Here is a 22,698-nt window from a genome sequence, read left to right as displayed (position 1 = left end):
TCGGAGGCAACCTCATGCCCAAGGCCGTCGGCATCGACCTCGGCACCACCAACTCGGTCGTCTCAGTGCTCGAAGCCGGCGACCCCGTGGTGATCCCCAACGCAGAAGGCGCTCGCACCACCCCCTCGGTGGTGGCGTTCTCCAAGTCCGGCGAAGTGCTCGTCGGCGAGGTGGCCAAGCGCCAGGCCATCACCAACCCCGACCGCACGATCCGCTCGGCCAAGCGCCACATGGGCACTGACTGGTCGATCGACATCGACGGCAAGGAGTACAAGGCGCAGGAGATCTCGGCGCGGGTGCTCCAGAAGCTGAAGCGCGACGCGGAGGAGTACCTCGGCGACACCGTCAACCAAGCGGTGATCACGGTGCCGGCCTACTTCGACGACGCGCAGCGCACCGCCACCAAGGAAGCCGGCCAGATCGCCGGCCTCGAGGTGCTGCGCATCATCAACGAGCCCACGGCCGCGGCGTTGGCGTACGGCCTCGACAAGGAAGGTGAGGACCAGACGATCCTCGTCTTCGACCTCGGCGGTGGCACGTTCGACGTGTCGATCCTCGAGATCGGCGAGGGCGTGTTCGAGGTGAAGTCGACCCACGGCGACACCAAGCTCGGCGGCGACGACTGGGACCAGAAGGTCATCGACTGGCTCGTCGACTCGTTCAAGGGTGACCACGGCGTCGACCTCGGCAAGGACAACATGGCGCTCCAGCGGCTGAAGGAAGCCGCCGAGAAGGCCAAGATCGAGCTGTCGCAGGTCACCAACACGCAGATCAACCTGCCGTTCATCACGGCCACCGACTCGGGGCCGCTGCACCTCGACTACGCGCTGACGCGGGCGAAGTTCCAAGAGCTCACGTCCGACCTGCTGGAGCGCTGCCGCAGCCCGTTCGAGCAGGCCATCAAAGACGCCGGCCTTTCCAAGGGCGACATCGACCACGTCGTGATGGTGGGTGGGTCCACCCGCATGCCGGCGGTCATCGACCTTGTCCGCGAGATGACCGGCAAGGACCCGCACAAGGGCGTGAACCCCGACGAGGTCGTGGCCGTCGGCGCAGCCGTGCAGGCCGGCGTGCTGAAAGGTGAGGTCACCGACGTGATCCTCCTCGACGTCACGCCGCTGTCGCTCGGCATCGAGACCCGCGGTGGCGTCTCCACCAAGCTCATCGAGCGCAACACCACGATCCCCACCAAGAAGACCGAGGTGTTCACCACCGCGGCCGACAACCAGCCGTCGGTGGAGATCCACGTCCTGCAGGGCGAGCGCGAGATGGCGGCGTACAACAAGACGCTCGGCAAGTTCCAGCTGGTCGGCATCCCGCCGGCGCCGCAGGGCATCCCGCAGATCGAGGTCACGTTCGACATCGACGCCAACGGGATCGTCCACGTGTCGGCGAAGGACCGTGCCACCGGCAAGGAACAGTCGATGACCATCACCGGTCAGTCCTCGTTGTCGAAGGAGGACATCGACCAGATGGTCCGCGACGCCGAGGCGCACGCCGACGAGGACCGCCGCAAGCGCGAGGAAGCCGACGTCCGCAACTCGGCCGACAGCCTCGTGTACCAGACCGACAAGCTCCTCAAGGACCAGGGCGAGAAGTTCTCCGGTGAGGAGAAGACCAACGTCGAGTCGGCGTTGGGCGAGCTGAAGACGGCGCTCGCCGGTGAGGACATCGAGGCCGTCAAGACGGCCCACGAGCAGCTGCTGTCGGTCAGCCAGGCGTTCACGCAGCGGCTGTACGAGCAGGCGTCCGCCGAGTCCGGCAGCGCCGGCGCGGCTGCAGGCCCGTCGGTCGCCGACGACGACGAGGTCGTCGATGCCGAGATCGTCGACGAGGACGACAAAGGCGAGTCGTGAGCCCCGACATGAACGGATCGGGCAACCGGCCCGAGGATCAACAGGAGGTGGCGGAGCCCGCGGGCTCCGCCAACCCTCGAGACGCCGCGGCCACCGGCGCAGGCGGTGAAGGCGCGGGCGACCAGGCCGAGCCGGTGCACGGCGCGGCCCTGGCGGCCGACGCCACCACGGGCGGTGCCCCGACCGGGGCGACCGGGGCGGCCGCTGGCGAGCACGCGAGCGACGACCCGCTCGCGGCGATGACGGCCGAGCGCGATGGCTACCTCTCGCACCTGCAGCGGGTGCAGGCCGAGTTCGAGAACTACCGCAAGCGTGTGGCCCGCCAGCAGTCCGACGCGGCCGACCAGGCCAGCGCCCGACTGGCCGACGCGCTGCTGCCCGTGCTCGACGCGTGCGACGCGGCGGTCCGCCACGGCGCCGCGGAGGTCGAGCCGATCTACGCGGCGCTGCTCGGGGCGCTCGAAAAAGAGGGCATGGCCCGCATCGATCCCGAGGGCGACGCGTTCGACCCATCGCTCCACGAGGCCGTCATGCACGAACCCGGCGACGGTGAGGCCGACGGCCCGATCGTCGCCGACGTGCTGCGGCCCGGCTACAGCTGGAAGGGCCGGGTCCTGCGCCCGGCCATGGTGAAGGTGAAGGGCTGAGTTGCCTCCCCAGCGCGAGTGGTTCGATGTCGACTACTACAAGGTCCTTGGCGTGCCGGAGACGGCCACCGCCAAGGAGATCACGCGCGCCTATCGGAAGCTGGCCCGCCAGTACCACCCTGACGCGAACCCCAACGACCCGTCGGCGGAGGAGCGCTTCAAGGAGATCTCGTCCGCGTACGACGTCATCGGCGACGAAGCCAAGCGCAAGGAGTATGACGAGGTCCGGCGCATGGGTCCGATGGGCGGCTTCGGTCCGGGAGGCGCCGGCGGAGGGTTCGGCGCGCCCGGCGGCGGCTTCACGTTCGAGGGCGACATCGGCGACCTGCTCGGTGGGCTGTTCCGGCGCGGCGGGGGCCGTGGCGGTCCGGGCCGTACGGGTGGGCCGCGCCGCGGCGACGACCTCGAAGCCGAGTTGCACCTGTCCTTCGAGGACGCGGTGCACGGCGTCACCACGTCGGTCCACCTCACTTCCGACGCACCGTGCTCGAACTGCCATGGCACCGGCGCGCGTCCCGGCACGTCGCCGCGGGTCTGCCCGACGTGCGGCGGCCGCGGCGTGCTCGACGACAACCAAGGGATGTTCAGCTTCTCGCAGCCGTGCCCCACCTGCGCCGGCCGGGGTCAGGTGATCGACGATCCCTGTCCCGTCTGCCACGGCACGGGCGCCGAGCGGCGTCGGCGTGAGGTCAAGGTGCGGGTCCCTGCCGGTGTCACCGACGGGGCCCGCATCCGGCTCAAGGGCCGTGGCGGCCCGGGTCGCAACGGCGGACCACAAGGCGACCTCTACGTTGTGGTGCACGTCGCGCCGCACGAGCGGTTCGGCATCGACGGCCGCAACCTCACCCTGCGTGTCCCGGTCACCTTCCCCGAGGCCGCGCTCGGCGCCGACATCCGGGTGCCGACCCTCGATGGCGAGGGTGTCACCTTGCGGATCCCACCGGGTACCAACCCCGGCCGCACGTTCCGGGTGAAGGGCCGCGGCGTCGCCACCTCGAAGGGCACGGGCGACTTGTTGGTCACCGTGGACCTGGCCGTGCCGCGCAAGCTGTCGAAGGAAGAGCGCCACGCGCTCGAGGCCTACGCGGGGCTCCAGTCCGAGTCGCCCCGCGCCCACTTGGAGGTGTGACGTGGCCGCCCGCCGATCCACCGATGCCGTCTACGTGATCTCCGTCGCCGCGGAGCTGGCTGGGGTCCACCCGCAGACGTTGCGGATCTATGAGCGCAAGGGACTGGTCGACCCGGCCCGGACCGGGGGCGGATCGCGGCGCTACTCCGACGCCGACATCCAGATGCTCCACCGCATCCAGGAGCTCACGAACGAGGGCCTCAACTTGGCCGGCGTGAAGCGCGTGCTCGAGCTCGAGGCGCAGGTGGAGCGGCTGCACGCTGAGGTCGCCCGGTTGCGCGAGCAGGCCGCAGCCGACGTGGCGGCCGCGCACGACCGGTACCGGCGCGATCTCGTCCCGCTGCACCAGGCCGTGGTCCTGTTCGAGGGCAAGTCGCGCCGCGCGTCCCGCTGACCCACCGCCCCTTGTGGCGTCAGCAGTTGCCCACCCCTCCTTGCGGTGTGAGCACTTGACCACCTGGTGGGTGGCTGAGTGCTCACAGCACGGTGGGGGGTTGGGGGGGAGCGGGCGGGGACGGGCACTAGTGTCGCCCGGGCCGGGCGCGGCTTCTCCGCGCCGGTGAAGCACGAGGTCGTCGACGAGGGGACGTCATGACTCCAACAGCCGCTGCCGAAGCCACCCGCGACGCGGTCGTCGCGATGCCGTCGCATTTCATGTTGGACGCCGCGACGTATGCCCACGGCACCGAGTTGGGTTTCGAGGGCGCCAACTACTACGTGGCCGGCCGGGGCGCGGTGCTCGGGCCTTGCGATGCCGACGTGGTGGCGGCCGCGTTCGTGTTCTTCAACCCGGGCCACATCCGCGCCGCGTGGGACGCCAGCGTCGACGTGATGTCGTCGGAGAAGGCCGCCATCGAGTGGGCCAAGTCGTGCGAGACCTGGGCCGAGGCGCACCTGCCGGACGGCCCCGACTACGCCCGGCTCGCCGAGCTCACCGCCAAGATCGTCACCACGGCCAACCCCGCGTCGTCGCCGATCTTCGGCGGGTGGCGACACTTGGAGGTGCCCGACGCGCCGAAGGCCGCCACGCTGCACCACTTGAACGCCTTGCGCGAGCTGCGCTTGTCGCTCCACGGCGGCGCGGTGTTGGCCGCGGGGCTCTTGCCGGTCGAGGCGCTGGCGGTGAACTCGCCGCACATGGCCGCCTTGTTCGGCTGGGCCGAGCTGCCCGACGTCCGGGCGCTCGGCGACGCGTGGGCCGGCGCCGAGGACGCCACCAATCGTGCCATGGGGCGGGTGTTGGGCGGCTTGGACGAGGCGGAGCTCGGCGAGTTCGTCGAGCGGTGCGCCGAGGTCGTCGCGGCACACGCCAGCGCGACCTGAGCCGCGCCGGCTGTTCACTCCTGCGGAAGTTCTCGGCTGAGTCCTCGGACGTGCGTCCATGCGACTCGGTGTCGGTGCTCTGCATCGTGTGGTCCCTCGCAGCCTCCCGGCTGGCTGCAACTGGCTGAACGATGACCATCGCGGCCGCGTGCCGCGCGTCGCGGGTGGGCGTGCGGCGGGGGAGATGCGCACTGCGCAGGGATGCCGAGTCCGTCCGTCGGCGACCGGGGTTCCCCGTGGCCGAGGTGATCGACGTGTCCCGCCATGGGTCGCTCAGGAGCGTCGGTGGCCGCCGGGGAGTGGCTCGATCTGGCGGAGGCGGCGCCGCCAGCGGGCGAGGTCGCGGAGCATGCCGACGATCACGTTCGTACCAGCCAGGGTCGACGTGCCGCGCGTGCGGGGGAAGTAGTCGACGCCGAACTGGACGATGGTGAAGCCGAGGCGCTCGGCCTTGCCCATCAGCTCCGCGTCGAGGAACGAGCCTTCGCTCTGCAGGTCGAGGTGGTCGAGGACGTCGCGCCGGATCACCTTCCCGGCGAAGTTCACGTCGCGGACGCGCAGCCCGAGCGAGTAGCGGATCAGGAAGTTGTAGATGTGGCTGAACACGAACCGTTTGGGGCCTTCGCCGGTGCGGTCGAGGCGGTACATCGACACGATGTCGGCGTCGTACACGCGCAGCAGCCGGAGGGCCTTGTGGAGCTCGAGGAGGTCGAACGGTAGGTCGGCGTCGGTGTACAGGACCACGTCGCCGGTGGCCGCCGCGAACCCGCTGCGGATGCTGGCGCCGAGGCCGCGGTTGCGTTCGTGGCGCACGGGGCGAACGTGTGGGTCGGCGGCCGCGAAGTCGTCGATCAACTTCGGGGTCGCGTCGGTCGACCCGTCGTCGACGAGCACGATCTCGTAGTTCGCCACGTTGCCGTCGGACACCAGCCGCTCGCCGATGTCGGTGGCGGCGGCCACGGTGCGGCCCAGCATCGCTTCTTCGTTCCAGGCCGGGAAGACCAGGCTCAGGCGGTTGAAGTGGGCGGCCATGGCTTGGGGATCCTACGGCCCCGACCCGCGCAATGGCGCCCGCCCTCGCCCGACCACGTCCTGGGGGTTCGGGGGGTGGACCTGCGGCCAGGGAGTGAGAAAACCTGATGGTCTGGTTGTCAAGTTTGCGGGTGGGTCGTACCCTTGGGTCATGGCCTTGGACCCGAACCGGTGGACGCTGAAGACGACGGAGGCGGTGAACGCCGCGATCGATTCGGCGCGCACCAACGCCAACCCCGAGCTCACCCCCGACCACCTGCTCGCGGCCCTTGTCCGCCAGCCCGAAGGCGTGGTCATCCCCCTGCTCGAGGCAGTGGGGCGCCAGCCTCTGAGCGTGCGCAACGCGGCCGACGAGGCCGTGTCCAAGCTGCCGCGCGCCCACGGCGGTGGCGATCCCCGGATGAGCCGTGCGCTCCAGTCGGTGTTCGAGTCCGCTGACAAGGCCCGCGAGGAGTTGCGTGACGAGTACCTGTCGACCGAGCACCTGCTGCTCGGCCTGGCAGCCATGTCGGCCGACGGCACCGTGCCCGACCGGCTCGGCGGCCTCACGCGGGAGCAGCTGCTCGGCGCCTTGCGCGAGGTGCGCGGCAGCCACCGCGTGACGAGCCAGGACCCCGAGTCCACCTTCCAGGCGCTCGAGAAGTACGGCCGCGACCTCACCGAAGCGGCCCGCGCCGGCAAGCTCGACCCGGTCATCGGGCGCGACGAGGAGATCCGTCGCACGATCCAGGTCCTCAGCCGGCGCACCAAGAACAACCCGGTGCTGATCGGCGAGCCGGGCGTGGGCAAGACCGCCATCGTCGAGGGTCTCGCCCGCCGCATCGTCGAGGGCGACGTGCCCGAAGGCCTCAAGCACAAGCGGATCATCAGCCTCGACATGGGTGCGCTCATCGCCGGCGCGAAGTACCGGGGCGAGTTCGAGGAGCGACTCAAGGCGGTCCTCAAGGAGATCACCGACGCCGAGGGCGAGGTCATCACCTTCATCGACGAGCTGCATACGATCGTCGGTGCCGGCAAGGCCGAAGGGTCGATGGACGCCGGCAACATGATCAAGCCGATGCTGGCTCGGGGCGAGCTGCGCCTGATCGGTGCCACGACGCTCGACGAGTACCGCCAGCACATCGAGACCGACGCCGCGCTCGAGCGGCGCTTCCAACCCGTCTACGTGGAGCAGCCATCCGTCGAGGACACGATCGCGATCCTGCGCGGGCTCAAGGAGCGCTACGAGGTCCACCACGGCGTGCGCATCCAGGACGCCGCGCTCGTGGCGGCCGCGGTGCTGTCGGACCGCTACCTCACGGGTCGCTTCCTGCCCGACAAGGCCATCGACCTCGTCGACGAAGCCGCGTCGAAGCTCCGCATCGAGATCGACTCGTTGCCCACCGAGATCGACGTGGTCGAGCGGCGCATCCGCCAGCTCGAGATCGAGCGGGTGGCGCTCGCCAAGGAGACCGACGAAGCATCGGCCGAGCGGCTCGCCGCGCTCGACAAGGAGCTCGGCGACCTGAACGAGCAGACCACCGCGATGAAGGCGCACTGGACCAACGAGAAGGACGCCATCGCGTCGATCCGCGAGCTCAAAGAGACGTTGGAGACCAAGCGAGGTGAGCTCGAGCGCGAGCCCGACCTCGAGAAGGCGGCCGAGATCCGCTACGGCCAGATCCCGGAGCTGGAGCGCCAGGTCGACGACGCCACCGCGCGCCTCGACGAGCTCCAGGCCGACGAGAAGATGCTGAAGGAAGAGGTCGACGAGGAAGATGTCGCCGAGGTCGTCAGCAAGTGGACCGGCGTGCCGGTGTCGCGCCTGATGGAAGGCGAGATCGACAAGCTCGTCCGCATGGAAGACGTGCTGCACGAGCGTGTGGTGGGCCAGGACGAAGCGGTCCGCGCGGTCGCCAGCGCCATCCGCCGCAGCCGCGCCGGGCTGTCCGATCCGCACCGCCCGATCGGGTCGTTCCTGTTCCTCGGCCCCACCGGTGTGGGCAAGACCGAGCTGGCCCGGGCGCTCGCCGACTTCTTGTTCGACGACGAGCGGGCCATGGTCCGCATCGACATGAGCGAGTACATGGAGAAGCACTCGGTGTCGCGCCTGGTGGGCGCGCCCCCGGGCTATGTGGGCTACGAGGAAGGCGGCCAGCTCACCGAAGCGATCCGCCGCCGGCCGTACGCGGTGATCCTGCTCGATGAAGTCGAAAAGGCCCACGCCGACGTCTTCAACATCTTGTTGCAGCTGCTCGACGACGGTCGCCTGACCGACGGCCAGGGGCGCACGGTCGACTTCACCAACACCGTCTTGATCATGACGTCGAACTTGCCGGGTGACCCGCGGGACTTCTTCAAGCCCGAGTTCATCAACCGGATCGACGACATCATCCGGTTCCGTGCGCTGACTCGCGACGACCTCGGCCACATCGTGAGCATCCAGCTCGAAGGCCTGCGCAAGCGGCTCGCCGACCGGCGCATCGACCTCGACGTCACGCCCGAGGCGCTGGAGCTGATCGCCGAGGAGGGCTACGACGAGGCGTTCGGTGCCCGACCGCTGAAGCGGGTCATCCAGCGCGAGCTCATCGACCGCCTTGCGGTCGAGCTGCTCGAAGGCCGGGTCACTGATGGCCAGGCGGTCACCGTCGAGGTGGTCAAGGACGCGGACGCGCGGCCCGAGTTGGCCGTCCGTGCGTCCGGCCCGTCCGGCCAGCCGGCCGAGTCGGTCAGCGCCTGATGGTCAGCGCCTGACCGGCGGGCCGAGCAGCGCGTCGCACAGCTCGGCCCGCGCGCGACGCTCGAAGTCGTGCACGTAGGCCGCGCCGTCGCGGCGCTCCTGCTCGTCACCGCTGATCTCGACCGCGCGCGCCACGCTCGACGCCAGGTCGTCGACCACCACGAGGTGGTCCGGGCGCAAGGTGAGGTCGGCGGGATCGGCCACCGTGGTCAGGGTCGGGATGCCGTGGGAGAGGGGGCTGCGCAGGCTGTTGCGCCCGTCGGTGGCCCCGATGGCGAACGAAGCGACCGCCAGCTGCCACTCCGACAGCGGGCCGGGCAGGTCGGGCGTGGCGCAGGGGCCTTTGTCGACGATCGTGAACCGGTCGCGGATGTCGGCGGGCCAGCCGGCGGACTCCCAACCCAGGCCGAGGGTGTGGAGCTGGTGGAACGCGGGGGGCAGCTCGCGGAGCACGTCGATCGTGAGCTGGATGCCCTTGTCGGGTCGGTGGAAGCCGAACACCCCCACGACCCCGGTGGCGGTGGCCGACACCGCGGCGGGGCCGGTCTCCAGCGGCGTCGCCGCGTTGGCCGGCGGGATCACGTCGATCGCGATGCGATGCAGCCTGGCGCCGGGGCTGGCGCGCAGCACGGCGGCTTCGCCCTGTGTCGAGACGACGACGCGTGCCCGCCCAACGGTCGTGATGAGGTCGAGGACCCGGCGCAGCTCGTTGTACAGGCGGTACTCGTGCAGGTGGACACGGAGGTCGGAGTGGCGCGCCAGAGCGGCCGCCATGAACACGAGCATCGGCCCGGCGTGGGCCACGGTCGACTCCGACGGGTACACGACCACGATCGGTCGACCGGCTCTGGCGGCCTGGCGGATCCTGCGGCGGGACTCGCCGCGGGGCCCGTTGGGGTCGACGATCTCGGGTTCGGGCACGAAGCCGCGAACCATGGCGGCTTCGGAGCTGCCCACGCCACAGCTGTCGAGCCCCCAATCGCCGCACAGCACGAGCGCGCGCGGCGTGCGCTCGGGAGCGGCGCCTGGGTGCCCGGTCGGCATGGCCGGAGATCTTGACACAAGGTCCGACGGTCACCTTTCGGGGCGGGCAGGCCGCCCGGCAGCGTCGGCGGTGCGACTGGCCGGCGCCGGTGGGCCGGGCACTAGCATCGATCCGTTCCATCCTCAGCAAAAGGAGTGCTCGTGCCTGCGACCGTCGTCGTCGGCACCCAATGGGGCGACGAGGGCAAGGGCAAGTTCACCGACCTCGTCGCCAAAGAGATGCACCTCGTCGTCCGCTATCAGGGCGGGCACAACGCAGGCCACACGATCGTGGTCGACGGCGAGACCTTCGCACTCCAACTGGTGCCTTCGGGGATCTTGTACGACCACATCACCTGCGTCATCGGCAACGGCGTGGTGGTCGATCCCCGGTTCCTGATCAGCGAGATCGACGCCTTGCAGCACAAGGGCGTCCGGATCGACGGCGACAAGCTGCGGGTCAGCGGCAACGCGCACCTGATCCTGCCGTACCACCAGGAGCTCGACCGGCTCACCGAGCGACGCCTCGGGCGCAACCGGTTGGGCACCACCAAGAAGGGCATCGGCCCGGCCTATGCCGACAAGGCGGCCCGGGTCGGGCTGCGGGTGCAGGACCTGCTCGACCCCAAGATCTTCCGGGTGAAGCTCGACGCCGCGCTGCGCGAGAAGAACGCGGTGCTGGCCAAGCTGTACAACCAGCTGCCCCTCGACCTCGACGAGATCTGCGCCGAGTACCTCGACGAGTGCGCCCCCCGGTTGGCGGCCCACATCGGCGACAGCGTCGGGCTGGTGCACGACTCGCTCGAAGCCGGCCAACACGTCCTGCTCGAAGGCGCGCAGGCCACGTTCCTCGACCTCGACCAAGGCACGTATCCGTTCGTGACGTCGTCGAACCCGATCGCCGGCGGCGCGTGCATCGGCGCCGGCATCGGCCCGCGCTACATCGACCGGGTGATCGGCGTGGCCAAGGCGTATGTCACCCGCGTGGGCACCGGCCCGTTCCCCACCGAGTTGCCGATCTCGACCGAGGCCATCGGCGGCGTCGACCCCGAGGGCTGTTCCGACGAGGACCTCGCGGTCGGCGACCACTTGGTGGAAGTCGGTCACGAGTACGGGGTGGTCACCGGCCGCCGCCGCCGACCAGGTTGGCTCGACGCGGTGATGTTGCGTCACGCAGTGCGCCTGAACTCGCTGTCGGAGCTGGCGGTCACCAAGCTCGACGTGCTCGACGCGCTGCCAACCGTGAAGGTGTGCGTGGCGTACGAGATCGACGGGCAACGGGTCGATCAGTTGCCGTATCACCAGTCCGACCTGCACCGCGCGGTACCGGTGTACGAGGAGCTGGCAGGCTGGCAGACGGAGCTGTCCGGGGTTCGTGAGCTGCACGACCTGCCGGCGGCTGCCGTGGCCTATCTCGACTTCCTCGAGCGCCAAGTCGGCGTGCCGGTCACGCTGGTCGGGGTTGGCCCCGGCCGCGACCAGTACTTCCATCGCAGGGCCTGAGACCAAGGCGCGCGGAGCAAGGTGATCACGATGTCTGGGGAGTGTCCGATGTCGAGCAGCAGGGGGGGACCGCGATGACCGCGATGACCGCGATGAAGGTCGTCGTCGTCGGGAGCGGGGGGCGGGAGCACGCGCTGGCGCGGGTGTTGTCACGCACCGCCGACGTGGTCGTCGCACCCGGCAACCCCGGCATGGTGCGCGGGCCGGGCGCCGAGCGCATCACCGGCTCGACCGAGGAGCCCGAAAAGCTCGACGCCGACCTGTTCGTGATCGGCCCGGAGCTGCCGCTCGTCGACGGGCTGGCCGATCGGCTCCGCAACCAGGGCAAGCGGGTGTTCGGTCCCGGCGCCGACGGCGCCCGCCTCGAAGGCTCCAAGTCGTTCATGAAGGACCTGCTGGTGGAAGCCGGCGTGCCGACGGCGCGCCACGGCACCTTCTCCGAGGTCGAGCCCGCGCTCGAGTACCTCCGGTCGCTGCCAGGCCCGTGGGTCGTCAAGACCGACGGGTTGGCTGCCGGCAAGGGGGTGCTGGTCACCGCCTGGCTGGGGGAAGCCGAAGACGATGTGCGCGACAAGTTGTCGGGCGGCGCGTTCGGCGACGCCGGCCGCACCGTGGTGATCGAGGAGGGTTTGTCGGGTCCCGAAGTGTCGCTGCTCGCCGTCTGCGACGGCACCCGTGCCGTGGCGCTCGCGCCCGCGCAGGACTTCAAGCGGGCCGGCGACGGCGACACCGGCCCCAACACCGGCGGCATGGGCGCGTACTCGCCCGTCCCGGTGGCCACCCCGGAGGTCGTGGAGCAGGTCATGGCCGAGGCGGTCGAGCCAACGCTGGCCTGCCTCCGGGCGAAGGGGATCGACTACCGCGGTGTGCTGTACGCCGGGTTGATGCTCACGCCGGACGGCCCGAAGGTGCTCGAGTACAACGTCCGCTTCGGGGACCCCGAGGCGCAGGTGGTGCTGCCCCGGTTGCGGTCCGACCTCGCCGAGTTGCTCGCCGCGGCGGCCGACGGCGATCTCACGGAGGTGCCCGCGCCGCTGTTCGGCGACCGGTGTGCGGTCACGGTCGTCTGCGCGTGCGACGGCTACCCTGCCGCGCCGTCGACCGGCGACGTGATCGAAGGCCTCGACGATGTGTGGCCCCTGCCCGACGTACAGGTCTACGCCGCCGGGGTCGGCGTCGACGACAAGGACCGCATCATCACCACCGGTGGCCGCGTCCTCGACGTGACCGGCTTCGGCGAGACGGTCGAAGCGGCGCGCGAGCGTGCCTACGACGCGGTCAGCCGTGTGAGCTGGCCCGGCATGCACCACCGCTCCGACATCGCCGCCTTGTAGGCCGCCCCGCCACCACCGCCCCGCCCGCCGTTCACCGCCCGCCGTTCACCGCCCGCCGTTCACCGATTCGTGCAGAAGTGGTGGGCTGGGGGGTCGGGTGTGGGGGAGGGGGTGGGGACCTGCGACACTTGAGGCATGACCAAAGTCGCGGTGCTCATGGGTTCGCCCAACGATCGGGCGAAGATGCAGCCCGCAGTCGACACGCTCGACAAGTTCGGCCTCGATGCCGACGTGCGGGTGCTGTCCGCCCATCGCACGCCGCACGAGGTGGTCGACCTGGTGTCGTCGGCACGCGACGAGGGCTACGTCGCCTTCATCTGCGGCGCCGGCATGGCAGCCCACCTGGCCGGCGTGGTCGCCGCACACACGACGCTCCCGGTGGTGGGTGTGCCGCTGTCGGGTGGCGGGCTCAACGGAGTCGACGCCCTCTATGCGACCGTGCAGATGCCCAAGGGCATCCCCGTCGCGACGGTGGCGATCGACGGGTCGATGAACGCCGCGCTGCTCGTCGTGCAGATGCTCGCCATCACCGACACGGGCCTGGCCCAGAAGCTTGCCGACGACCGCGCCGCCAACGCTGCTGCCGTCCTGGCGGCCAACGACCGCGCCGAGGACAAGGCGGCGGGGAGCTGACACATGGCCGGTGACCAGTCCGCTGCTGCCGCGGGGGCCGCCGCAACGGATCCGGACCAGTCCACTGCTGCCGCGGGGGCCGCCGCAACGGATCCGGCCCAGCCCGCGTCGGGCAAGCCGGGGCTGCCCAACGTGTTGGCGGCTCGTTACGCCAGCACACCGATGGTCGAGGTGTGGTCGCCGGCCCGCAAGGTGGTGCTGGAGCGGCAGCTGTGGCTGGCGGTGTTGCGGGCGCAACGGGAGCTCGGGGTTGACGTGCCCGACGGGGTGGTCGAGGCGTACGAGGCCGTGGTCGACCAGGTCGACCTCGCTTCGATCGCGGTTCGGGAGCGGGTCACCCGCCATGACGTGAAGGCCCGGATCGAGGAGTTCTCCGCGCTCGCCGGCCACGAGCACATCCACAAGGGGATGACCTCGCGCGACCTGACGGAGAACGTGGAGCAACTCCAGGTGCGCGCGTCGCTCCAGCTCATCCGCCGGCGGATGGTCACCGCGCTCGCCCGATTCGGCGAGCTGGCTGCCGAGCACCGGGCGCTCGTGCTCACCGGTCGCAGCCACAACGTGCCGGCACAGGCCACCACGCTGGGCAAGCGCTTCGCCAACGGCGGCGAGGAGCTCCTGCAGGCGCTCGCGCGGGTCGACGAGCTGATCGCCCGCTACCCATTGCGGGGCATCAAAGGCCCTGTCGGCACCCAGCAGGACATGCTCGATCTGCTCGGCACCCCGGAGAAGGTCGACGCGCTCGAGGAGGCCGTGGCCCGCCACCTCGGCTTCGCCCACTCGCTCGACAACGTCGGCCAGGTGTACCCGCGGTCGCTCGACCTCGACGTCGTGTCGGCGCTCGTCCAGGCCGCCGCCGGCCCCACCAGCTTCGCCACGACCGTGCGTCTCATGGCCGGGCAGGAGCTCGTGACCGAGGGGTTCGCCAAAGGGCAGGTCGGGTCGTCGGCCATGCCGCACAAGATGAACAGCCGCTCGACGGAACGGATCTGTGGCCTGTCGGTGGTGCTGCGCGGCCACTTGGCGATGGTGGCGCAGCTCGCGGGCGACCAGTGGAACGAGGGCGACGTCAGCTGCTCGGTCGTGCGCCGGGTGGCCCTGCCCGACGCGTTCCTCGCCGCCGACGGTCTGTTCGAGACGCTGCTGACGGTGCTCGGCGAGTTCGGGGCCTACCCCGCGGTGGTCGACCGTGAGCTGCGCCGCTACCTGCCGTTCCTCACCACCACCAAGATCTTGATGGCCGCCGTTCGCAACGGAGTGGGGCGGGAGACGGCGCACGAGGTCATCAAGGAGCACGCCGTGGCGGTGGCGCTCGAGATGCGGGAGCAGGGTCTCGAGCACAACGACCTGCTCGACCGCCTTGCGGCCGACGACCGGCTCGGGCTCAGCAGCGAGCAGCTCGACGCCGCGGTCGGCGAGCCCCTGTCGTTCGTGGGGACCGCGGCCCGCCAGGTCGACGCGTTCGTGCGCCGAGTGCAAGAGGTGGTGGCCTCCGATCCCGCCGCCGCGCGCTACCACCCAGAACCCATCCTGTAGCCAGCGGTCCGGCAGGTCGGGTGTCCGACCGGCCGCGCGGCCCCACCCCGGTGTGGTGCGCGCTTGGGGTGGCGGGTTCCCCGGGGTGGGCAGCGCCGGGAAGGGTCTCGCTGGCGGGACGCCCTCCCGAGGGGACGGGGCGCCGAGAGGTAGGATCGATGCCTGTGCGCGCGGCGGCCACGGACGGGTGGCCGGCCGGCGCCGGACGGGAGTTGCGGGTGGACTACGACCTGTTCGACGGTGCAAGCGCGGACCTGCTGGAGCGGATCCTTCACGCAGCCGAAGCCGCTCCGGGAGCGAGCGTCGACCCTGGCGCGGGCCAGGTGGTGGGGGCGGCGCTGGCTCGGCTGGCGCAGGCAGGGGCCGATGACTCGGTCGAGCGCTTCTTCGGCCCGTACGGCGGCGAGCGACTCGAGACCGTGGCCTACGAGCGATTCGGTTCGACCCCTGAGCCGGCCGAGGCCGTTCCCGCGGCTGAGGCGGTGCGCGCGGCGGTCGATCAACGCGACGAGTGGGCCCGCATCGAGCTGTGGGTCCCGGGTCGCGACGACCAGCCGATCCTCCGGGTCGACGCCGGCTCGCCACCCGTGTTCGTGTTTCCGGGATCGTCGCCCGAAGAGGTCGCGGCAGCTGACGTGGCGGGTGGCCGCCCGCTTCCGCCCGCCCCGCCCGAGCTCGTCCCGCCGTCCGAGCCCGATGGCGCCGACCCGGCCGGAACCGGGCTGGTCCGCCTCCCCGTCGGGTCGGGCGGGGGGCCGGCGATCCGCACCGTCGACCTCGACCGCCTCGCGGACCTCGTCGCCGGCCGCCTGCGTCCGACGATCGAACAGGCAGTGTCGGCGAGGCCCGCGCCGGTCGTCCCGACGCCGCAGGTCGACCACCATCTCCTGGCCGCGGAGGTGGCCGCTCGCTTCGCGGACCGCCCGGATGCCGCCGACGCAGCGGCTCAGGAGGTGGCCGCCCTCGTAGCCGACCGGCTGCACGACCAGCTCGTTTCGGACACGAACGCGACGACGGAGGCGGTTGCCGCCGGGGTGGCGGAGCGGTTGCGCGAGGAGTTCGGGGCGCGGCCGATCGCGGTTGCGAATGCGGCGGCGCAGGCGGTGGCTGATGGGGTTGGGGAGCGGTTGCGGGCGGTGTTGGACGGTCGGCCCGATCCGGACCCGAGCGCGATGGCGCAGGCCACGGCCGACCTGGTGACGGGCCAGGTCGGTGAGTTGTTGGCGGCGCAGCCGTCGCCGGACCCCGACGCGGCAGCGCGGGCGGTGGCCGATCGGGTCATCGATCGGCTGAGCGAGCTGCCGCTCGAGATCTCCCTCCCGGACGACTCTCCCCTGATGCAGGCGATCGCGGCGCCCGCTCCCGCTCCACCGGACCCAGTTGCCCTGGCCGCGGACGTGACGACGCAGGTGACGAGCGCACTGCGAGACCGCCTGGTGGACCGCGAGGCCGTGAGGTCGGCAGTAGCGTCGGTCTTCACCGAGCGCGTCCCTGGGTTGGCCTCGGCTGGTGCGGCCTCGACGAGCGAGCTCCGCACGGCCATCGAGCAGGTTGGCGACATCGTCCGCGACGGGCAACGTTCGACCCCGGCGCCCGAGGTCTTGGCCGACTCGGTGGCGGGCCGGGTGGCCGAGCAGGTCGGGCGGGAGCTGGCGTCGGCGGTCGGCGAGCGCCTCGACCCTGACGCGATCGCGGCAGCAACCGCGCCACTGCTCCCGACGGCGGCAGAGGTGGCGGGTCGGGTGGGGGAGCTGCTCGCCGCCGAACTGCGCCGGATGGAGGCTGTTCGCGCGAGCGCCCCCGACGGCTCGGCGCGGCTGGTCGGCCACCTCCAGGAACACCTCGAACGCCACGCCGATCAGCTCGGTCAGTTCAGCGACCAGGCCCGCACCGATCGCCAGAAGATCGAGAACCTCGTCGACGAAGTCGCCGCCATGGGTCGCCGCGCCCGCGACCAGGTCGACACGGTGACCGAGCAGTACGTGCGGGCGCTCGATCGTGCGGTGCGCCGGGTGCTCGACGAGATCGAACGCCTGAACAGCCAACGCGCACTGCTCCACTCCGTGCCGGACCCCGACCGCGGCGACTCCGCCGTCTGAACCGGCGCCCCCCGACTTTCTGCGCGCAGAATCCCACCGTGGCGGTCGGAAACCTCGCGCGGAACGGGGTCGTGGCCGGTCGGTCCTGGTGGCTGGCTGCGAAAGTCGGCTCCGGGTGCGGTGGGCGCGCTCTAAGGTCGCCTCAATGACGCGACAGCCCGCATTCCCCATCGACTTGCCCCACGTCTACTCCGGCAAGGTCCGCGACATGTACGACGCAGGGGAGGGGCGGCTGTTGCTGGTGACGTCCGATCGCATCTCCGCCTTCGACGTCGTGATGGCCGAACCGATCGAGCACAAGGGCCGGGTCCTCACCGCCATCTCTGCGTTCTGGTTCGAGCACTTCCGCGACCTGGTCGGCAGTCACCTGATCTCCACCGACCTCGCCGACGTACCGTCCGCCGCGCAGCTCCCCGAGCTGGCGGGACGGGTGATGCTGTGCCACAAGGCTGAGATGCTGTCGATCGAGTGCATCGTGCGGGGCTACCTCACCGGCTCGGCCTGGAAGGAGTACAAGGCGGACGGCACGATGCACGGCACCAAGCTGCCCGAGGGGCTGCTCGAGTCGTCGCAACTGCCCGAGCCGGTGTTCACGCCGTCGACCAAGGCCGATGACGGCGACCACGACATCAACATCACGTTCGAAGAAGCCGCCGACCGCGTCGGCGCCGAGCTGGCCACCAAGGCGCGTGACATCTCGCTCGAGATCTACCGCAGAGGTGCCGAGCTGGCGGCCGAGCGGGGCGTGATCATCGCCGACACCAAGTTCGAGCTCGGCCTGCTCGACGGCCAGCTGATCCTGTGCGACGAGGTCCTCACCCCCGACTCGTCACGGTTCTGGCCCGCCGACGAGTGGAAGCCGGGCATCACGCCGCCGAGCTTCGACAAGCAGCCCGTGCGCGACTACCTCGATGGCCTCGACTGGGACAAGACCCCGCCGCCGCCACCGTTGCCCGACGAGGTCGTCGCCGCCACCAGCAATCGCTACCGCGAGGCCTACGAGCTGATCACCGGCCGTCGCTTCACCGACTGGCCGGGCGTCACCGCCTGACCACCCGCCCCCTCCCGGCCCCGGCCCGTTCTGGGCGGATCCCCGTCCCCCGCCCGTTCTGGGCCCGGCCCCGGCCCGTTCTGGGCTGAGAATTACGCGTTGGGGCGCGTAAAACGCAGCCCAGAACGGGGTGGGGGAGGGCGGCGCGGCGAAGATGTCTCCCATGGGACGACTGCCACGACTGCCACGACTGCGACGAGTCCGACAAGGGCGACCAATGCCATGGAAGGGTTGGTTCCGGTTCGTGTCCGGCCCGCTCGCGGTCGGGCTGCTGGTGGCCGGGCTCGCCGTTGCGCCGGCCACGGGTGCGGGCGCGACGCCCTCGACCGTCGCGGCGAGTGGCGGCTACGCGCCGCTCGACCAACCGGGCCCGGCGTTGCAGGTGCCCCAGCGCGACCTCGACGCGTCGCTGCGCTGCCCGGCCAACCTGTCGGCCGTCACCCGCGACGTCGTGTTGATGATCCCGGGCACCACCGTCGATCCCGACGAGGCGTTCGCCTGGAACTACGAGCAGGCGCTGACGGCCGAGCACATGCCGTATTGCACGGTGACCGTGCCGAACCACACTGACGGCGACATCCAGGTGGCCGCTGAGTACGTCGTGAACGCCGTGCGGGTCATCCGGTCGGCGACGCACCGCAAGGTGATCCTGTTCGGGTGGAGCCAGGGCGCCAGCACCTTGCCTCGGTGGGCGCTGCGGTGGTGGCCCGACATCCGGCCGATGGTCGCGTCGCTGGTGGGCCTGGCGCCGCTCAACAACAAGGGATCGGCGGTGGCCACCGGGCTGTGCGTACCCGGATCGTGCATCCCGGCCGGGTGGCAGCAAGCGATCGGGTCCAAGTTCATGGCGGCCCTCAACTCCCGGGCGCAGACCTTCCCTGGCATCGCGTACACGGCCATCTACACCCGCGTCGACGACGTCGTGACGCCGGACGTCGACGGCTCGTTGTCGGTGCTGCCGCCCGGCCCGAACGTGACCAACGTGGCGATCCAAGACGTGTGCGCCACCGACTTGTCGGACCACCTGCTGATCCCGGCGTCGCCCACCGCGTACGCCATCGCCCTCGACGCGTTCCGCCACCCCGGCGAGCCGGCCGACCTGGCGCGGGTGCGGTTGCAACAGCCGTGCCTGCCCGGCACGATGCCGCACGTCAGCCCCATCGAACTGCTGACCCAAACAGCCCGCATCGCCGGCAACGTGGGCCCGCGGGTGATGCAGGGCATGGTCGACGCCGAGCCGCCCCTCGCCTGCTACGTCACCGCGTCCTGCGGAGCGCCGACCCCCCTCCCCGTTCTGGGCTGAGAACTACGCGTTGGGGCGCGTAAAAAGCAGCCCAGAACGGGTGGGGTACGATGCCGGCCCTGTGAGCCAAGTCCCTGCCGAGCAGATGTCGCGCGCCGAGCTTCGCAAGCAACTCGACGAGCTCCTCTACTACCACTCGATCGACGTCGCCCAAGGGGAGGCCACCAAGGGCTGGTTCGACCTGCGGCACGCCCTGCCGCTGATGCCCTTCCCCGACGTGCAGGGCAAGCGCTGCCTCGACATCGGCACGTGGGATGGCTTCTACGCCTTCGAGATGGAACGGCGTGGCGCGGCCGAGGTCGTGGCGCTCGACGTGCCCGACCTGTCGGGCATCGATTACCCGCCAGAAGTGCGGGCCCAGGAAGGCTTCGACCCGTTCCACTCCGACCAGCAGCCCCGGCAGGCGGGCTTCCAGCTCATCCACCGGCTGCTCGACTCCAAGGTCGAGTGGCGCGGCGGCAACGTGTACGACCTCGACCCCGAAGCGCACGGCACGTTCGACGTCGTGATCCTCGGCAGCCTGCTCGTGCACCTTCGCGACCCGGTGCGGGCGCTCGACGCGGTGCGCAAGGTGGTCAAGCCCGACGGCCAGTTCCTGTGCGTCGACTTCGTGCACGCGCCGGTGCAGGCCTTGGCGCGGCGGGGCCGCCCGCTGTTCGAGCTGCGCGGCGAAGGGGTCGACTTCCAGTGGTGGCTGGCCAGCGAGCCGGGCTTGCGTCAACTGCTCAAGGTCGGCGGGTTTGACATCGACGAGGTTTCACCATTCTTCTTGTTGCGACCGGGGGAAGCGCTGGGGGCCGCGCCTGCTCGACGGGGGCCGGTTCGCGAGCTCGGTCGGAAGTCGTTGACGTGGATGGTGGCGCGGGACACCACTCGGGGCGGGCACCCGCATCGCGCCTACCTGACACATCGGCGCTTTTGAGCACGTAGCAGCGCACCCATCTGAGTTCGTAGCAGCGCACCCACCCACCCATGCGGCCAGTTCGGAGGGGATTCGGTCGTGTCAGACACCCAGGGCGAGACCACCCTGCCAGGATCTGGGGCCTGGCAGACCGCAGTTCGTCGCGGCTGGTTGGCGGAACGCCTCACCTTCATACCTGCACTCGACGGCATCCGAGGCCTCGCGCTCGTGCTCATCGCGTGGGTCCATTGGGGCACGGTGTACCGCTGGCCGCGTCCGACGCCGTGGCTCGAGGCCGGGTCCGTCGGCGTCGATGTCTTCTTCGGGCTCAGCGGCTTCTTGATCACCGCGCTGTTGCTCCAAGAGCACCAGCGGACCGGGCGCGTCAGCTTCCGGAGCTTCTACTCGCGGCGCGCGCTGCGGCTGTTGCCGGTGCTCGCGGTGTTCTTGACCGTGCACGTGATCTGGGCGGTGGGCGTCGGCATCTCGTTGCGCACCGAGCTGCTCTCGGTGGTGGCAGCGGCCGTCTACCTCTTCAACTACCTGTTCGCGTCGAACCACGTGGTCGCCAACGGCATGGAGCACGTGTGGACGCTCTCGGTCGAAGAGCAGTTCTACCTGTTGTGGCCGATGAGCCTCGTGTTCCTCGTCCGCCGGGCGTGGAAGCCGATCCGGGTCGTGACGCTGCTGGTGGTGCTGGCGCTGGTGTCGGCCATCTGGCGGGCATCGCTGGTCGGCCACGCCGGTGATTACAACTGGTGGTACCACGCCACCGACGCGCGGGCTGACTCGCTGCTGCTCGGTTGCGCGCTGGCGGTCGTCCGCCACCGCTGGGGTCTCCCGGTGCGCTGGGCGAAGCCGGCGGGCTGGATCGGCACCGCGCTGATCGCGATCACCTTCGTGATCCACGGGTCGAACTTCAACGGTCGCTACGGGCACTTCATCGCCTCGGCCGCCACCGCGCTGATCGTGGGCGCGGCCGCCACCCGCACGTGGTCGATGGGCGGGGTCTTGTCGAGCAAGCTGATGGTGGCCATCGGTCAGCGTTCGTACTCGGGGTACTTGTGGCACGTGCTGGCCGCCACCGCCGTGCTGCGTTGGCACATCTGGGGCATCCGTGGCCTGCTGCTCGCTCTCGTGATCACCGTCGTGCTCACCGAGATCACGTACCGCACGCTCGAAGAGCCCTTGCGCAGCCTCCGGTCGCGGCTGCACCGCCAGGAGATCTCGTGGAGCAGCCTGGTGCCTCGCGCGGTGCCCGATTACGGCGGGCGGCTGCTCGAGGCGCTGCGCGCCAGCACGTACCGCTTGGCAGTGGCGGGCGTGTTGGTGGCGGCCGCGGTGGTGCGGTTCGCCATGGTGCTCGGCACCCGCCACCGGTTTGCGCTCGACGGCGATGCGGCCGACTTCCAGCGCATCGCCACCTCGCTGGCGCACGGCCACGGGTTCGGGGTGGTGCCGGGCGCGCCTGGACTGTCCGCGTTGCGGGGGCCCGCCTATCCGACCGTGCTGTCGCTGGTGTACCGGGTGTTCGGCACCGGGGTGACCGTCGGGCGCCTCACCACTGCGGTGATCAGCGTCGCCGCCGTGGCCGCCATCGGTGCGGTGGCGCTGCGCCTCGTCGGGCGACGACCGGCGCTCGTGGTGCTCGGCCTGGCCGCCGTGTTCCCGTCGATGCTGGTGTCGTCGTACACGCTCAGCCCCATGCCGATGGCGCTGCTGTTCGTGGCGCTGGCGCTGTGGGCCGCGTTGGCGGCCCCGTCGTGGCGGCATCCGGTCGGGGGGTTCGCGCTGGCCGGCGTCTTCGTCGGTCTCGCCGCGCTCACCCAACAGACGATGGCGGTGGTGGGGGTCACCGTCATGGTGGTGGCCTGGTGGTCGACAAAGACGAGCGCGCGACGACTGCGCCAAGTGGGCGCCGTGGTGCTCGCGGCCATCGTGGTGGTGGCGCCGTGGACGATCCGCAACCAGCGCACGTACCACCAGTTCGTGCCGATCCAGGCCAGCGCCGGCTACACCCTGGCGGGCCAGTACAACTCGGCCACGTCGAAGAACCCCCAGTCGCCTCTTGCGTGGACCACACCGGCCGCCGCCCCGGAGATGGCCGCGCAGTTCGCCAAGGACGCGCCCACCAACCCGGCCGTGCTCGACTCCCAGCTGTGGTCGGCCGCTCGTCAGTTCGCCATCCACCACAAGAAGAAGACCATCAAGACCGTCGCCCGCAACGGCGAGCGGCTGCTCGAGCTCGACTTCGGCCACTACTCGCAGGTCGTCGGCGCGGCCGGCACGGTTCCACATCGCCTCGTCAACGGCAGCGTGATCGGGTTCTACGTGCTGGTGCTGCTCGGGCTCGTCACGATCGTGATCACGCGCGGACGGGAGCGACGCATGGTCACGTGGGCCGTGGCGATCACGCCGGTGCTGATCGGCCTCGGCGGTCTGGTCGCGCTCGGCGGCATGCAGATGCGTGCGCCGATCGAGATGCTGCTGTTCTTGCCGGCGGCGACCGTGATCGTGTGGGCGTTCGACTTCTGCCGCGCGGTGGTGCGCACCGCCACGCGCGAACGAGCGTGGTTCGCGCCGCTGCGGGTGCCGGCGCCGACCTGACC

At 70.7% G+C, this 22,698-nt stretch carries 17 protein-coding genes; 15 read left to right on the top strand and 2 right to left on the bottom strand.

The features are described from left to right. Positions 1 to 14: 14 nt before the first annotated feature. The 5 genes from dnaK (at position 15) to VHA73_13405 (ending at position 4,955) form a co-directional block, all read left to right on the top strand. Positions 15 to 1,856: a molecular chaperone DnaK gene (gene dnaK, locus VHA73_13425; protein HVX19026.1), complete on the top strand. Its 1,842-nt coding sequence runs from the start codon at positions 15 to 17 to the stop codon at positions 1,854 to 1,856. After that, a complete protein-coding gene (locus tag VHA73_13420; GenBank protein HVX19025.1) occupies positions 1,853 to 2,503 on the top strand; it encodes a nucleotide exchange factor GrpE in 651 nt (216 codons plus the stop codon). The genes dnaK and VHA73_13420 overlap by 4 nt, the downstream gene beginning before the upstream one ends. Before the next feature lies 1 nt (position 2,504). Beyond that, complete coding sequence (gene dnaJ / locus VHA73_13415; protein ID HVX19024.1) at positions 2,505 to 3,632, top strand: molecular chaperone DnaJ; 1,128 nt, start codon at positions 2,505 to 2,507, stop codon at positions 3,630 to 3,632. A 1-nt stretch (position 3,633) separates the two neighbouring features. Beyond that, positions 3,634 to 4,026: a MerR family transcriptional regulator gene (locus VHA73_13410; protein HVX19023.1), complete on the top strand. Its 393-nt coding sequence runs from the start codon at positions 3,634 to 3,636 to the stop codon at positions 4,024 to 4,026. Positions 4,027 to 4,223: 197 nt separating this feature from the next. Next, positions 4,224 to 4,955, top strand: a complete 732-nt coding sequence (locus tag VHA73_13405) for a hypothetical protein (protein ID HVX19022.1) — start codon at positions 4,224 to 4,226, stop codon at positions 4,953 to 4,955. Positions 4,956 to 5,228: 273 nt separating this feature from the next. Here the strand turns inward: VHA73_13405 and VHA73_13400 are convergent, their stop codons facing one another. Next, positions 5,229 to 5,987: a glycosyltransferase family 2 protein gene (locus tag VHA73_13400; protein HVX19021.1), complete on the bottom strand. Its 759-nt coding sequence runs from the start codon at positions 5,985 to 5,987 to the stop codon at positions 5,229 to 5,231. Between the two features lie 151 nt (positions 5,988 to 6,138). On the opposite strand from VHA73_13400, the gene VHA73_13395 reads away from it, so the two are divergent. Then, positions 6,139 to 8,706: an AAA family ATPase gene (locus tag VHA73_13395; GenBank protein HVX19020.1), complete on the top strand. Its 2,568-nt coding sequence runs from the start codon at positions 6,139 to 6,141 to the stop codon at positions 8,704 to 8,706. 3 nt (positions 8,707 to 8,709) lie between these two features. On the opposite strand, the gene VHA73_13390 is transcribed toward VHA73_13395, so the two are convergent. After that, a complete protein-coding gene (locus VHA73_13390) occupies positions 8,710 to 9,750 on the bottom strand; it encodes a hypothetical protein (protein ID HVX19019.1) in 1,041 nt (346 codons plus the stop codon). Positions 9,751 to 9,891: 141 nt separating this feature from the next. On the opposite strand from VHA73_13390, the gene VHA73_13385 reads away from it, so the two are divergent. From VHA73_13385 to VHA73_13345, 9 genes are all read left to right on the top strand, one after another. Continuing rightward, positions 9,892 to 11,232: an adenylosuccinate synthase gene (locus VHA73_13385; protein HVX19018.1), complete on the top strand. Its 1,341-nt coding sequence runs from the start codon at positions 9,892 to 9,894 to the stop codon at positions 11,230 to 11,232. 74 nt (positions 11,233 to 11,306) lie between these two features. Beyond that, on the top strand, positions 11,307 to 12,566 hold the full coding sequence (gene purD / locus VHA73_13380; protein ID HVX19017.1) for a phosphoribosylamine--glycine ligase: 1,260 nt from the start codon (positions 11,307 to 11,309) through the stop codon (positions 12,564 to 12,566). A 135-nt stretch (positions 12,567 to 12,701) separates the two neighbouring features. Then, a complete protein-coding gene (purE, locus tag VHA73_13375) occupies positions 12,702 to 13,199 on the top strand; it encodes a 5-(carboxyamino)imidazole ribonucleotide mutase (GenBank protein ID HVX19016.1) in 498 nt (165 codons plus the stop codon). A gap of 3 nt (positions 13,200 to 13,202) precedes the next feature. Further along, entirely contained in the window at positions 13,203 to 14,735 is a 1,533-nt protein-coding gene (purB, locus tag VHA73_13370; protein HVX19015.1) for an adenylosuccinate lyase, read from the top strand. Between the two features lie 158 nt (positions 14,736 to 14,893). Next, positions 14,894 to 16,834: a hypothetical protein gene (locus VHA73_13365; protein ID HVX19014.1), complete on the top strand. Its 1,941-nt coding sequence runs from the start codon at positions 14,894 to 14,896 to the stop codon at positions 16,832 to 16,834. A gap of 145 nt (positions 16,835 to 16,979) precedes the next feature. Beyond that, the gene (locus VHA73_13360; protein HVX19013.1) at positions 16,980 to 17,885 is read left to right on the top strand and encodes a phosphoribosylaminoimidazolesuccinocarboxamide synthase; all 906 of its coding nucleotides are present in this window, start codon (positions 16,980 to 16,982) and stop codon (positions 17,883 to 17,885) included. A gap of 217 nt (positions 17,886 to 18,102) precedes the next feature. Beyond that, positions 18,103 to 19,188 (top strand): hypothetical protein, encoded by a 1,086-nt coding sequence (locus VHA73_13355; protein ID HVX19012.1) that lies wholly within the window; start codon positions 18,103 to 18,105, stop codon positions 19,186 to 19,188. Between the two features lie 61 nt (positions 19,189 to 19,249). Then, positions 19,250 to 20,110, top strand: coding sequence for a methyltransferase domain-containing protein (locus tag VHA73_13350; GenBank protein ID HVX19011.1), 861 nt, complete (start codon positions 19,250 to 19,252; stop codon positions 20,108 to 20,110). Positions 20,111 to 20,188: 78 nt separating this feature from the next. After that, entirely contained in the window at positions 20,189 to 22,696 is a 2,508-nt protein-coding gene (locus tag VHA73_13345) for an acyltransferase (protein ID HVX19010.1), read from the top strand. Positions 22,697 to 22,698: the final 2 nt, after the last annotated feature.

Source organism: Acidimicrobiales bacterium (assembly GCA_035547835.1).
Classification (GTDB): domain Bacteria; phylum Actinomycetota; class Acidimicrobiia; order Acidimicrobiales; family Iamiaceae; genus DASZTW01.
Note: the sequence above shows the minus strand (reverse complement) of the source record. Positions and strands in the feature narration are given on the sequence as shown.